This is a genomic window from Clostridium cochlearium (assembly GCF_900187165.1).
GTDB classification, from domain to species: domain Bacteria; phylum Bacillota; class Clostridia; order Clostridiales; family Clostridiaceae; genus Clostridium_G; species Clostridium_G cochlearium.
Map to the genome: position 1 here is coordinate 496,505 of NZ_LT906477.1, position 14,244 is coordinate 510,748.

14 protein-coding genes are annotated in these 14,244 nt (G+C 27.2%); 10 read left to right on the plus strand and 4 right to left on the minus strand.

Annotated elements, in window-relative coordinates; all coding sequences use genetic code 11:
* The first annotated feature begins 4 nt into the window (after window positions 1–4).
* From CKV72_RS02385 to CKV72_RS02395, 3 genes are all read left to right on the plus strand, one after another.
* Window positions 5–1,192, plus strand: a complete 1,188-nt coding sequence (locus CKV72_RS02385; RefSeq protein ID WP_095177372.1) for a dicarboxylate/amino acid:cation symporter — start codon at window positions 5–7, stop codon at window positions 1,190–1,192.
* 327 nt (window positions 1,193–1,519) lie between these two features.
* Window positions 1,520–3,172, plus strand: coding sequence for an ATP-binding response regulator (locus tag CKV72_RS02390; protein WP_095177373.1), 1,653 nt, complete (start codon window positions 1,520–1,522; stop codon window positions 3,170–3,172).
* Complete coding sequence (locus CKV72_RS02395) at window positions 3,169–4,272, plus strand: LolA family protein (protein WP_095177374.1); 1,104 nt, start codon at window positions 3,169–3,171, stop codon at window positions 4,270–4,272. The genes CKV72_RS02390 and CKV72_RS02395 overlap by 4 nt, the downstream gene beginning before the upstream one ends.
* A 62-nt stretch (window positions 4,273–4,334) precedes the next feature.
* On the opposite strand, the gene CKV72_RS02400 is transcribed toward CKV72_RS02395, so the two are convergent.
* Together CKV72_RS02400 and CKV72_RS02405 are read right to left on the minus strand one after the other, a co-directional pair.
* Window positions 4,335–4,988, minus strand: coding sequence for a DUF1048 domain-containing protein (locus CKV72_RS02400; RefSeq protein ID WP_095177375.1), 654 nt, complete (start codon window positions 4,986–4,988; stop codon window positions 4,335–4,337).
* Between the two features lie 2 nt (window positions 4,989–4,990).
* A complete protein-coding gene (locus tag CKV72_RS02405; protein WP_095177376.1) occupies window positions 4,991–5,281 on the minus strand; it encodes a PadR family transcriptional regulator in 291 nt (96 codons plus the stop codon).
* 123 nt (window positions 5,282–5,404) lie between these two features.
* Between CKV72_RS02405 and CKV72_RS02410 the strand changes: the two genes are divergently transcribed.
* Complete coding sequence (locus tag CKV72_RS02410; protein WP_089865256.1) at window positions 5,405–6,775, plus strand: MATE family efflux transporter; 1,371 nt, start codon at window positions 5,405–5,407, stop codon at window positions 6,773–6,775.
* Between the two features lie 51 nt (window positions 6,776–6,826).
* Here CKV72_RS02410 and CKV72_RS02415 read toward each other — a convergent pair whose 3' ends face one another.
* The gene (locus CKV72_RS02415) at window positions 6,827–8,815 is read right to left on the minus strand and encodes a fructose-1,6-bisphosphatase (protein WP_095177377.1); all 1,989 of its coding nucleotides are present in this window, start codon (window positions 8,813–8,815) and stop codon (window positions 6,827–6,829) included.
* Between the two features lie 294 nt (window positions 8,816–9,109).
* Between CKV72_RS02415 and CKV72_RS02420 the strand changes: the two genes are divergently transcribed.
* Entirely contained in the window at window positions 9,110–9,547 is a 438-nt protein-coding gene (locus CKV72_RS02420; RefSeq protein WP_089865260.1) for a hotdog domain-containing protein, read from the plus strand.
* A gap of 56 nt (window positions 9,548–9,603) precedes the next feature.
* On the plus strand, window positions 9,604–10,008 hold the full coding sequence (locus tag CKV72_RS02425; protein WP_089865264.1) for an acyl-CoA hydrolase: 405 nt from the start codon (window positions 9,604–9,606) through the stop codon (window positions 10,006–10,008).
* A 149-nt stretch (window positions 10,009–10,157) separates the two neighbouring features.
* On the opposite strand, the gene CKV72_RS02430 is transcribed toward CKV72_RS02425, so the two are convergent.
* Window positions 10,158–10,403, minus strand: coding sequence for a hypothetical protein (locus tag CKV72_RS02430; RefSeq protein ID WP_095177378.1), 246 nt, complete (start codon window positions 10,401–10,403; stop codon window positions 10,158–10,160).
* A 285-nt stretch (window positions 10,404–10,688) separates the two neighbouring features.
* On the opposite strand from CKV72_RS02430, the gene CKV72_RS02435 reads away from it, so the two are divergent.
* From CKV72_RS02435 to CKV72_RS02450, 4 genes are read left to right on the plus strand one after another with little or no spacing between them, the layout of a single operon-like run.
* The gene (locus CKV72_RS02435; RefSeq protein WP_157726522.1) at window positions 10,689–11,225 is read left to right on the plus strand and encodes an RNA polymerase sigma factor; all 537 of its coding nucleotides are present in this window, start codon (window positions 10,689–10,691) and stop codon (window positions 11,223–11,225) included.
* Entirely contained in the window at window positions 11,215–11,526 is a 312-nt protein-coding gene (locus tag CKV72_RS02440) for a hypothetical protein (protein ID WP_095177380.1), read from the plus strand. Before CKV72_RS02435 ends, CKV72_RS02440 begins: the two co-directional genes overlap by 11 nt.
* Window positions 11,523–13,691 (plus strand): tetratricopeptide repeat protein, encoded by a 2,169-nt coding sequence (locus CKV72_RS02445; protein ID WP_095177381.1) that lies wholly within the window; start codon window positions 11,523–11,525, stop codon window positions 13,689–13,691. Before CKV72_RS02440 ends, CKV72_RS02445 begins: the two co-directional genes overlap by 4 nt.
* Window positions 13,676–14,239, plus strand: a complete 564-nt coding sequence (locus CKV72_RS02450) for a hypothetical protein (protein WP_176579551.1) — start codon at window positions 13,676–13,678, stop codon at window positions 14,237–14,239. Before CKV72_RS02445 ends, CKV72_RS02450 begins: the two co-directional genes overlap by 16 nt.
* Window positions 14,240–14,244 lie beyond the last annotated feature (5 nt).

Sequence of the window (14,244 nt, forward strand, 5' to 3'; positions counted from 1 at the left end):
AATTATGGGTAAATTAAAAGACAATCTAGTTGTAAAACTTCTAGCTGGTGTTGTACTTGGAATTATAATAGGATTATTTGCATCAGAAGGTGTTATTACTGTTATAGCTACAATAAAACATGTTTTAGGACAAGTTATATTTTATTGCATACCTTTAGTTATAATAGGATTTATAGCACCATCTATAGTTAAAATGAGGTCAAATGCTAGTAAAATGTTAGGGATAACAGTTGTAATTGCTTATTTATCTTCAGTTGGAGCAGCAACATTTTCAGCCATATCAGGATATGCAATAATTCCTAAATTATCAATATCCACAGAAGCAGGAAACTTAAAAGAAATTCCAGAAATAATTTTTAAATTAGATATACCACCAATTATGACTGTTATGACTGCACTAGTTACAGCAATATTAATAGGATTAGCTACAGCTTGGACTAAATCAGACTTAGTTGAAAAGTTGTTAGATCAATTCCAAAATATAATGCTATCTATTGTTTCTAAAGTAGTAATACCAATATTACCTTTCTTTATTGCCACTACTTTTGCAGGACTTGCATATGAAGGTAGTATAACAAAACAGTTACCAGTATTCTTAATAGTTATAGTATTGGTTTTAGTAGGACATTTTATATGGTTAACTCTTCTTTATGGAATTGGGGGAGCCATATCAAAGAAAAATCCTATGGAAGTTGCTAAACATTATGGACCTGCATATTTAACTGCTGTGGGAACTATGTCTAGTGCAGCTACATTGCCAATAGCATTAAAGAGTGCTCATAAATCAAGTGTATTAAAAAAGGAAATAGTAGACTTTGCAATTCCATTATGCTCAACTATACACCTTTGTGGTTCTGTTTTAACTGAAACATTTTTTGTAATGACAGTTTCACAATTAGTATATGGACAATTACCACCTGTAGGAAGTATGATTCAATTTATAGTTTTATTAGGCATATTTGCCATAGGAGCACCTGGAGTACCAGGGGGAACAGTTATGGCATCCTTAGGATTGATTACTGGAGTTCTAGGATTTAGTGATTCAGCAGTGGCATTAGTATTAACTATATTTGCCCTACAAGATAGTTTTGGTACGGCTTGTAATATAACAGGAGATGGAGCTATTGCATTAATGCTTAATGGAATAGTAGAAAAACATCATATAAACATAGAAAATAATATAACAGAATAATAAAATAAATTTTAAAAAGCTTTCCTTAAACAGATAAATTATTAAGGAAAGCTTTTTAAATGAAGAATTAACAACAAATAATGAACAATTTAGTAGGGTTTTCTGACTTTTGGTCAGAAAACCCTTCATTTATTTCAGAGGATAATTTAAGTATAAAAACTTCTGAATCATAATACTAACTTTTTTACTATTTTCATTAATATTAATATGCAGATTATATTTATAAGATTTAATATACTTAAGTTTATTTAATTATAAAGAATTTATAAAGTTTTAAAAAAGCATTATAATATAACCTATAATTGAAATTGTAGGAGGGACCTTTCTATGAAGGAAAAAATATTAATAGTGGAAGACGATGAGGAAATAGCTTTATGCATAAAAGAATATATAGAAAAAACAGGTTATGAGGTTTTATGGGCATCTACAGGAAAAGAGGGGTATGAAGAATTTAAAGAAGAAAATTTTAGCCTTTTAATGATAGATATTATGATGCCAGAAATGGATGGCTTAACCCTTTGCAAAAATATAAGGCTTACAAGTGATGTACCAATACTTATTATAAGTGCTAAAAATGAAGATGGAGATAAAGTTAGGGGATTAAATATAGGTGCAGATGATTACATTACAAAACCCTTTAGTTTAGTAGAACTTCAAGCAAGGGTGGAGTCACATTTAAGAAGATATAGAAGATACCATGGAATAGAAAATAATGAGCATATTTTAAAGTTTAAAAAAGGTCTTGTTATATATAAAGAAGGAAAGTATGTAAATGAAAGGTTATTTAATTATGCTACTAAAAAATTAAATATAATAGATGAAAAAAACAAGGATATTATGAAAATTGAGCTTTACGATAAAAATGGAGGTAGAATATATTCTTTAAATAATGAGGAAGAATATTTTTTCCCATTAGATAAAAAACAACTTTACTCAAATCTTTATAAAATAATACATGGTTTTAGAGCAGATACACTAAAAAAACCTGTATTTAAAGATGGAGATTTAATTGGATTTTATGAAATTACCATAATGCGAAGTAACATAATTAAAGGAGTAAATAACGGAACTATTAAAGCCATGAAAGCTTTTCCACTAGGAGAAGAAAGTTTTATAGATTATAAAGCTAACGATGAAATAGGAGAGCTTATAAATCATTTTAACTATATGAAAGGAGAAATAATAGAAAAAAATAATGAAATAGAAAAACAACAAAAATCCAAAGAATACATGATAGCTGCTATATCCCATGACTTAAAAACCCCTTTAACATCTATAAGAGCCTATGCAGAACTTATGAATGTACAAGAAGAAAAAAATAATAAATATGTAAAAGGCATATTAAATAAATGTGATTATATGACTAATATGCTTCAGGACTTACTAATGTATACAATACTTTCATCAAACTATAATATGGATTTTGTAGATGTAGAAGGTGAAGAATTCTTCGAAATGCTATTTTCTGGATATGAAGAACTTTGTAAAAAAAATAATATAAATTACCTATCAGAAATTAAGGTTAATAGAAATTATAAAGTAGATGTAAAACAAATGATAAGACTTGTGGACAACCTAGTAGCCAACGCAATAAGACACACAGAAAAAGGGAAGCATATCTACATTGGAGCCTTTAGTAGCCAATATGAATTACCTAATTGGGTACAGGGAGATGATAGGGAAAAAATTAATAGTTTTAGAAAAAGTAACACAGTTATAATTGTAAAAAATGAAGGCGAAGAAATACCAAAAGAAGATATAAAAAGAATCATAGAACCCTTTTATAAAGGGGACAGGGCTAGAAATATAGATAGAAAAAAACTGGGGACAGGGCTAGAAAAAGGGGGGACGGGGCTAGGATTAAGCATAGTAAAATTGATAATAGAAAAGCATGGTGGAGAAATAAATATTTTATCAAGTAAAGATAGAGGAACCTTGATGGTTTGTGTTTTAAAAGAGGAGAGGAATGAATTTTTATGATAAAAAAGAAAATTATGAGTATATTTATGGTGGGGTTACTTGGAGTAACTGCATTAGCAGGATGTCAAAGTAAGGCTAGTATTTTGCCAGAAGAAATAGTTGCCCATGCTATGGAAGTAAATGATAAAAAAACTTATTATGGTGAAAGAAAAATGTTGGTTTATGAAGGAGATAAGGTGATAGAGGAGAGTAATGCTAAGGAATGGTTTGATGTTTCTAAAGATAAAATGAGAGTAAGAATTGAAGATTATGATAAGAACAATAAACCTAGATTTATATCTACAAATAATGGAGAGAAAGTTGTACTTTATATGAAGGACCAAAATAGGGCTTTAACCATGGAAAGTATAGATAGTGGTAGTCTTCCAGTAAAATCTATAAGAGAAGAAACAAAAGTGATGTTAGATGTAATAAAGAAAAGTCATGAAATAAAAACCCTAGGAGAAGAAAAAATAAATGGTATGGATACTTATCATTTAAAGGCTACACCAAATGAGGAGAAAAGTATATTAGGAGAACAAGAACTATGGATAAATAAAGATAATTGGTTTGTAGTTAAAGGTATTTCACAAAGTGCAAATACAAAGATTTCCTGCGAGTACACAAAACTTGATTTTTCACCTAAAATTAAGGATAGCTTATTTACTCAAGAAATTCCTAAGGGAGTAAAGGTTGAAAAGATGGAAGACATAGGTCCAAAAACAAAGAAAATGGATTTAAAAGCATTGAAAGATTATTTAGGTTGTAGTTTCTTATATTTTAATAAGGAATCAGGAGTAGATATAAAGGATATAAGTTTACAACAATATGGTAATAAGGATATTGATGATGAAATTATTATGGAATATACAAAAGATAATAAACCCTTTTGTAGTATCAGCGTTAGAAAGGGTGGGAGCAATATCTCAGAAGATGATAAAATTCCTGGTGAAAAAGATATAACTATAAGAGGACAAAAGGGGACAGTCATTGAAGGAAATATAAATATATTTCTTTGGGCAGAAGGTAATATAAGATATAGTGTGATTTTAAAAGATAATAGCGTAAAAGTAGAGGATTTTATGAAAATTTTGGATAAAATGAGCTTATATAGTGAATAGATAATAGTGAATAGCTAAGGAGGGTTTTCTGACCTTTGGGTCAGAAAACCTTTCATTAAATTTTATACAATGATTTTTGATTTGTTAGATTTTATCTTATAGAACTCTAAAAATATGAAAAATAATATAGATATTACTATAAAATATCTTATAGAGTACAAGCTTATGGTTTTCGATATATCAATACTTAGCATATCTGTTAGAATATTTATTATAATTTTTGAAATAAAAACTATTGGAACTACAAATGAAAGTGATTTAAGTCCTGAGTTTACATTGTTATTTGATGATATTTGAGATTTTTTTATATAAAGAATAATACAAAATAATGAAGCTGTTATTAAAAAACTTACTTTAAAATGCAATTTAAAATAGAATATCATATCCAATATAATCCATACACCAATATAAACAATAAATTGTTCAATAAAATTTATTGTTTTAAGAATAAAACTTTTGGAAACATTATATTCATTTATTATTGAGTCGTAAAATTGTTTATGGTCTTCTCCAATAAATAAATCTATACTTTTATTTTGTAATTGGGATTGAAGCATTATATCCAATAGTTGTTGAAAAAAATCCTCTTTTTCAAATGAGCTTAATGTACTATTATTCATGTATTCCTCAATTTCTTTGAACAGAGTATGATTTTCTTTATTTAACTTTTTTTCTTCTTTCATTCTTATTTTTAAAAGCTTTAATTCCAAAAACATAGTTAACCCTCCAATACATTTTTAACATTTTCTTTAATCTTATACCAACTGTTTATAAACTCACTTAATTCATTTTCACCTTCATTAGTAAGATAATAATATTTCCTCATAGGACCTAATGAAGATGGCTTCATAATAGAATATATAAGTCTTTTTTTCTCTAATCTTATAAGAATAGGATATACACTGCCCTCTGTTACTTCTTTAAATCCAAATTCTATTAATTTTTCGCATATTTCATAACCATAAGTTTCATTTTTGCTTATGATTTTTAATATACACCCTTCCAAAATTGTTCATTATCCATTATTCATTGTTAATTGGTTAAACTGTTTCATTATTGAAATTTATTTTTAATTAATATATAATTATGTAATTGATTATTATACAAAAGACGGTATAAGGGAGGGAAATTTATGTCAAAAAATGTAGATAGATCAAAGCAATTAGGTGAAGAAAAAGTAGGTACACTTTTATTTAAGTTTTCCTTGCCAGCTATAGTGGGAATGTTAGTTAATGCTTTATACAATATGGTGGATAGGGTATTTATAGGAAGAGGAGTAGGTGCTCTTGCCATATCAGGATTGGCAGTAGGTTTTCCTTTGTCCATAATAAATATGGCCTTTGGAATGCTTATAGGTATAGGTTCTTCTACTATGATATCCATAAAACTTGGAGAAAAAAAGAAGGATGAAGCGGAAAGAATATTAGGAAATGCTTTAGTATTAATTATATTAATATCAATATGTTTAAGTATAATAGGTCTTATATTTTTAGATGACATATTAAAAATATTTGGTGCAAGTCAAGAAACTTTGCCTTATGCTAGAGATTATATGAAATATATAATGGCAGGAGCTTTACTTCAAAACATAGGATTTGGTATGAATAATATAATTCGTGCAGAAGGAAATCCTAAAATAGCTATGGCAACAATGTTAATAGGTGCCATTATAAATACTATATTAGATCCAATTTTTATATTTGTATTCAAAATGGGAATAAAGGGTGCAGCTATTGCTACTATATTTGCTCAAACAGTATCTTCTATTTGGGTACTATACTATTTCTTTAGCGGGAAAAGTACTTTAAAAATAAAAAGAGAAAATTTAAGTTTACACAAGGGCACTATAAAAACCATAATGTCTATTGGAATATCTCCATTTTCTATGCAAATAGCAGCAAGCTTGGTTACAACTATTTTAAATAAAAATTTACTTACCTATGGAGGAGACTTAGCAGTAGGGGCCATGGGAATTATAAATAGTATATCCATGTTATTTTTTATGCCTATGTTTGGTATAAATCAAGGTATGCAACCTATAATAGGATATAACTATGGAGCTAAACAATATAAAAGAGTTAGAAAAACTTTAAAACTTGCCATAATGGCATCAGTAACCATTGCAACTATAGGATTTATTGTAGTTGAAGTGTTTCCAACTGCATTAATAAAAATATTTAATAGCGACGAACAGCTTGTATCTATAGGAACACATGGTATAAGAATATTTTTATCCCTGCTTCCTATAATAGGATTTCAAGTAGTTAGTTCAAACTATTTTCAAGCAGTAGGAAAAGCAAAAATTGCAATATTTTTAAGTTTATCAAGGCAATTTATATTTCTTATTCCGATGCTTATAATATTACCTCCAATGTTTGGATTAAATGGAGTGTGGATAGTAGGACCAGTATCAGATATTTTAGCTGCTCTAGTAACCATGTTTTTCTTATATAAAGATATGAATCAGTTAAGAGATCTAGAGGAAACTGCAGAATGTAAATAATTTATAAAATAATGGCTGTGTAAGATTAAAATATTCTTACACAGCCATTGTTTATATATTTTCTTGTATTAATCCTTTTCTGTAGGCTACTAATAATTTTTCTAAGTTTTTAATTTGATCCTTTAATTCTTTTCCAATATCCGTATCCATTACCCTTTTCCTAGTAACAGAGTTTTCTAAAATAACAGTAGAGGACAGAATATCTTCTTCCTCTTCTATAGCTTTTTTAGTAGACTCAAAGGGTTCATGAGAAGAAAGTAAAAAGCCATAGGAATTATATATTAATGTATATCCTGCAATACCTGTTTGTGGTTGATAAGCCTTACAAAAACCTCCATCTATTACAAGAAGTTTTCCATTAGCCATTACAGGACTTTCTCCATCCTTAGTTTTAACAGGTATATGCCCATTTATTATATGAGATTTTTCAGCATCTAAATTAAATTCTTCAAATATTCTATTGCAAAGTTCTTCGCTATCTCTATAAGTATAATAAGGATCCTTAATTTCTTTATGAGTTTTCTTATCATCTATAAAATATCTTTCAAAAGTGGTCATTTTATGTTTACCAAACAATGGCGAGATAGGTCCACACCATAAATACCACATCATATCCATAGCATAATTTTTTATATTATCATCATCTTTGTAGTAATAAGCTTCTCTTGCGTATTTATCAAATAAATCTAAAAGACTTTTACCCCTATACTCCCTATTTAAAATATTTAAAGTTCTAAAAGAACCATCCTTATTTAATGGAATACATCCATGGAACAACAAATTAGAATTATAAACTAAATAAAGACTTCCAATACTGTACATAAATCTTATATGCTTTTGAAGTTTTTCGCTGTTCAAGAAGGATCTTTGAAGTTTTTCTATTAATTCTAATTCTTCTTTTGTCAGTTCATATGGATCTTTAGGATCCACTGTTGGGAAATTAGTGTCATTTAATTTATAAGTTGCTCCCTCAAAGGTTATAGTTCCCTCATCAAAATTTATTTTATCTAACAAAAGCATATTTTCTAACTGGAATTCAGGATGTCTTTTGATTTTTTGACCTTCTAATTTAAATTGAATTATAGCTATAGCTTTATGCATTTTAGCATATAAATTTTTATCACTTTCATCTAAAATTTTATCTAAAACCTTAGGTATAAAACTTTTACAAGGATCATCTCCATAATGTTTCATAGCAAAGGTAGCTAGAGGAAGTAGATTTATACCATAACCATCTTCAATTGTAGCTAAATTAGCATATCTTAGGGAAATTCTTAAAACGTTAGCAGTGCAAGCTTTAGATCCAGAAGCTGCTCCCATCCAAAGTATATCGTGATTTCCCCATTGTATATCTATGGAATGATGATCCATTAAAGCATCTATTATTATTTCAGCACCAGGCCCTCTATCGTATATATCTCCTATAATATGAAGTCGATCTACAACTAGTCTTTGTATAACTTTTGATATTTCAATTATTAATGAATCTGCACAACCAATATCTACTATGGTATTTATTATGCCACTATAATATTCTTGCTTATTTACTCTATCAGCTTGTTCATTTAAAAGTTCCTCTATAATATAAGAAAAGTTTTTAGGTAATGCTTTTCTAACTTTAGAACGGGTATATTTTGAAGAAACAGACTTACAAACCTGTATTAATCTATATAAAGTAACTTTATACCATTCTTCTAAATCTTTGTTACTTTCCTTTAATATTTCAAGTTTTTCTTTTGGGTAATAAATAAGAGTAGCTAAACTGTCCTTATCCTTGTCCATTAGTGAGGTACCAAATATATCATCTAATTTTCTTTTAATAACTCCAGAAGCATTTTTAAGCATGTGCGTAAAGGATTCATATTCTCCATGAATATCACTTATAAAATGCTCCGTCCCCTTTGGCAAATTTAATATTGCTTGTAAATTTATTATTTCAGAACAAGCGGATGGAATATTTGGGTATTTAGTTGATAAAAGTTTTAAGTATCTAAGATCATCTTTGATTAAGTTTATATTATCTTCATCATACAAAGTCATAAGAACACTTCCTTTATACTTTATAAATATTAAAATTATAATATATATTATACGTTAATACCAGTATAAAATCTACAAAGATAAAAAAAGTATTAAAAAAGAGTATAAAGTATAGCGTTAATATTATATTAGTGTAGCATATATATAAAGAAAATCATTATTATGGTAGAAAGTAAAAAAATGTCGTAAAAAACTTTTGAGTAAATGTAATAAAATAGAAATATTTTCAAAAGAAACCTAATATATTAGTAGTGTAGGAGATGACCTACAGAAAATAATTAGGAGGTGCCTTTTATGGTTAGAGAAGCTATACACAGGTATAGAATGAATCCAGAAGATGCTCATTATTTAGGAGGAGTAGTTCAGCCTAATAAGCATTTAGATATCTATGGAGATCTTGGAACAGAATTATGTGTTTTAAAAGATGGAGATGAATCCTTATTTTTAGGTTATGATTATGTAGAATTTTTAGCACCAGTTTATGAAGGAGACTATATTGAGTGTAGAGGAAAGGTTGTTAAATTAGGAAATTCATCAAGAACTTGTGAATTTGAAACTTATAAAGTTGCTACACCTGCTTTAAGAAACGGAAAAGAAAATGCTGCAGTAAATGACGTAGACGTATTAGATCCACCAGTTCTAGTAGCTAAGGCTAAAGGAACTTTAATTGTTAAAAAGAACCTACAAAGGGGAGACCAACCAGAAGGTATAATTAAAAATAAGTGGGATTAGGGTATTAAAATCAAAAACCTAAAATAAAATTTAAATAAATTTGGAGGTGCTTTTAAATGGCAGAAGTATTTGTAAAGCCTGATAAAGATTATGAAGCGATGATACGTGTTCGTATATCAGCGTCACACGCACATTATGCAGGAGAATTAGTTAACGGTTCCCGTACAACAGAATATATAGGGGATGTTGCTACAAATTTATGTATTATGTATGCAGGCAACGAAGGTGAATGCAAAAGATATGAAAAATTAGCTTTTACAGCTCCAACATATTCAGGAGATTTTATAGAAGTTGTGGGAAGAATCATAGGAGTTTGTGGAAATAAATTAAAAATACAAGCAAGAGCATTTAAAATAGCAGGAAATGCAGGAATACCTGAACAGGTATCAGCAGTTAATGTATATGAAGACCCAATACTTACTTTAGATACAATATCAGTTTATGAAATTCCAGAAAAATAATATTTTAATATACGGGGCTGTGGCAGTAAAAAATTAGTGCCACAGCCCCCTTTGATTAATGAATAACCATAATTAATGAGTAATTATGGTTGTTTTTTCTCTATTGACATTACGAAAAAGCTTAGATTAGTGAATAGCCAATGGCTATTTTACTTTTCATGTTTTTTAAAATTTAATACAATAATAGAAACAATAGGAATATTAATTAATAATACATAAGGCAAAATGTTATGTTGAAATTTTACACAAAACATTTTAAGATTACTAAATACATTAATACCATTATTTATTTTTTGAGAAATATAAAAACCTAATATAGAACCAAATATTTGTGTAAAAACTAAAAAGAAAAAAAGCGGTAATTTTCTTTTTAGTTTATTTATATTTAAATTCATAAAAGCACTCCTATTTAACATATTATAAGTTCCACTATATTACAGTGTAACATAAATTTGAAAATAAGTACTATCTTAGAGTTTTGGAAAAATAAAAACTAAAAGTATGTGTAACGCGTACTTTTAGTTTTTTTTTACTTAATTTTTACTTCAGTTTCAAATCCTTTTAATGGTTCATAGTAGGGGCTTGGATCAGGTATTACTAAATAATAAATAAAGCCCTGTCCCTTATTTTTTGCAACCTTTTTTGATACATATAGTCTAATAAGTAGAGGAGGGGGAGTTTTGGAAGAAAAGAAATTAATAAAGGATCTAAAAGGTGGAAAAGAAGAAGCATACTATAAATTAGTTAATATATATGGGAATAAACTTCTTAGAACTTGCTTTCTTATGTTGAAAGATGAAAAAGAAGCTGAAGATATAGTTCAAGACACATTTATAAAAGTGTTTAAATATATTAATGGTTTTAAAGGAAATAGTTCCTTGTATACTTGGGTATATAAAATAGCCCAAAATATTATAAAAGATAAATGTAAAAATGATATTTCTACTATACCCTATGAAGATTACTATACTAGTGAAGATAACATAGAAGAAATTATAATAAACAATAATAATAAAAGAATTTTAAAAGAAAAATTAAAGGAAATGGGTTTTATATATAAACAGGTTTTAGTGCTATTTTATTTTAATGATTTTAGTATAAAAGAGATTAGTGAAATTTTAGATGAAAAGGAAGGCACTATAAAGAGTAAGCTTTCTAGGGGAAGAAAACTATTAAAAACATCTCTATTAGAAGGAGGAAAATTAAATGAATTATAAGGATTCTTTAGGAGATGAAATAAAAAATATATTTGAAGAAGAAAGTAAAAATATACAATTATCCACAGAAGTTTTAGATGATATTATGAAAAATAGAAAATTAACTTTAAAAAATAAATTAAACAATTTTTTAAACAGAGAAATAGAAATTAATTTATCCCCTGCAATAATAGGATTTGTAGCAATTTTAGCCATAACCATATTACCAAAGGATTTATTTAATAAAGAAAAAATAGAAATAATAAATTTAAATGGTTCTCAAATAATTTTTAGAAGTGATAAAGAGGTGAATAAAATATGAAAATAAAGATAAAAACTTTAATATCACTTATAATATTAACTTTGTTTGTATTTTTAATTGTAGTACCCTATATAAATTTAGGAATAGGAGAATTTTTAGATAAAAATGGATCTTCTAGAGCACAAGCTTTTTATAAAAATTATTTATCTAGTCCCATAAAACTAAAGGAAAAAAAAGCTTTATATTTATATGGAGAAAATATTTTAGGAGGGTTTCACAAATATACTATTATGTCTACGTGTAGTGGATCTGGTGGAGAGAAAAATAACATTCCAGAAGACATAAAAAAGGCAAAAGAAGTATTTGAAAAAATTTTATTAAAGGACTTAGATGAAAATTATAATAATAAATACACTAAAAAAGCTTATTCTAGATTAATGGATATAAGCATAGCTACTTTAGATATAGATGAATTAATTCATTGGATAAATTGGGGAAAAGGCAAGAATAATGAAGAAATTAAAAATATAAGCAAACTTTATGAAGGATACTATTATTACACTCAAAGAGATTATAAAAAGGCAGAAACAATTTTACAAGGATATAATAAGGGAATGGATTTAGATTTTAAATATTACTATTTATTAGGAGATATTTATTCACACAAGGGCAATATAGAAAAGGCTATGGACTACTTTGAAAAAGCAAGTAATATTGGTTGGATACCTGGAGAGTATTTATTTGGTGGAAGTGATGTAAGCCATAAAAATATATTGTTTAAGGATTATAAAAACAAATTAAAAGGAGACTACAAAATTAGAGGAAAGGTAAGTTACAACGGAAAAGGACTACCTTTTGTAGAAGTTTATATGAATGATGAAATTGGAGTATTTTATACTGGAGGTAATTTCCCAGTTGCCATAACAGATAAAAATGGAGAATTTGAAACCTTAGGATTTACACAAGGTGTTTATGATATTGGAATTGGAATTAATACCTCTCAATTATATGATAAAGTTTTTTTAAGAAAAAATATAAGCTCTATACAACTAAATAAAGATATGGATTTTGACTTTAATTTAATCAAACCAATAAAAATAAAAAAACCACTACCAGGAACCATAGTAAAAGAAAAAATTGAAATTTCTTGGGATAAAGTAAAGGGAGCGGATTATTATACAGTAGAACCTATAACATTTGGTAATCCAAAAGAAAAATCAGGAAGTAGCTTTAGATCTCCATTACATCATGAAAGTGGAGAGTACAAGATAGGAGAAAATAATATTAAATTTAATATAAAAAAGCTAAATGAAAATATAGGTGTAGGAGGACTTTCCTTTGATGGAGAAGAGATGATAGTTAATCCATCAGGAATACTAGGAACTTTTATTCCCAATATAGAATATCCAATTGTGGTTAATGGATATGATAAAGAAGGAAATCTAATAGGTAGCAGCCTTCCTTTAATATGTAATTATGATGAAATGCCTAGTATAAAAGTGGAGGGAGATTTAACTTTAGGAGAACAACTTATACTAGATAAAAAATATGAAAAAGCCATTAAACATTATGAAGAAAAATTAAATAAAAATCCAAAGGATAAGGAAGCACTTCTTTATTTATGTAAATTTTACATGATTGGTTGGAAAAAAGATAAGAAAGACTACAATAAAGCTTTAAAATATGCCAAAGAATATGATGATTTAACTAATAATAAACTTTCTTTTGAAGTAGTGAATTTTATGGAAAATAAAAATATAAGAGAAAATCAAAAATTAGTAAAAGAAATATTAGATAACATTCCACAAAAACATAGGGATACAAATTATTATCATGAAAGAGCTAAATACCATTTGGCTTTAGAGGAATTTGAAAAGGCTAGAGAAAATTATGAGAAAATGTCAGATTATAAATTTATAGATATGATTTATATTGACATATATCTACAAGATTACACAAAATCTATAAATACATTAAAAAGCGGAGAAATTAGTTTAAAAAAGATGAATGTAGTAAAGGTAATAGATGCTTTAAATAATATGAATAATGTACCTAAAAAAGATAAGGAACTTTTAAAGGAGCTATTAAAATCAGTACTAGTAGATAATCTAAATATTGAAGATGGAAAAAAACTTTATGAAAAAGTATTTAATTCAGTGGATAATATGAAAGTAAAACAAATTTTAGAAGAGATAAAAAAAGAAGAGTATTGGGATCAAATGTAGTAGGAATCCCTGCTTCAAAATGGATTGGATGCAATAAATGCAAAAAAAGGTTAGATGAAAAAGAAGATCAATTTCCATATGTAGACTCAGAACAATTAAAGAATACAGCCTATTTAATATCAAATTTTTTAACTAATTTTAATATGGATACTTATAATAAAATAGTAAATGGAGATAAAATATATTCTAGTAACAAAAAAGTAGATAAAATAGGAGAAGTTAATGGATTTAAATTAAATAAAATAAATGCTTATCCAATAAAAAGTGGCTATGATAGTGTAACAGAATATGAGTATATTAATAAAAATGATAAAAAGTATATTTTCACAGAGCAAATTAAAACATTTATTAATTTAGATGACTATGGTGAGTTTAAATCACTAGATAAAGATAATAATTGGCTTTATTCTATAAGTAAAGATTCAAAATATAATACTAAAGTTTTTTATTGTTTTGGAATACATTTTGGAGAAATAAAAGGTGATATTTCCATAGAGGAAGCAATGAATATATTAAAGGTTTATTCTAAGAAATATTTCTATTATTAATAAAT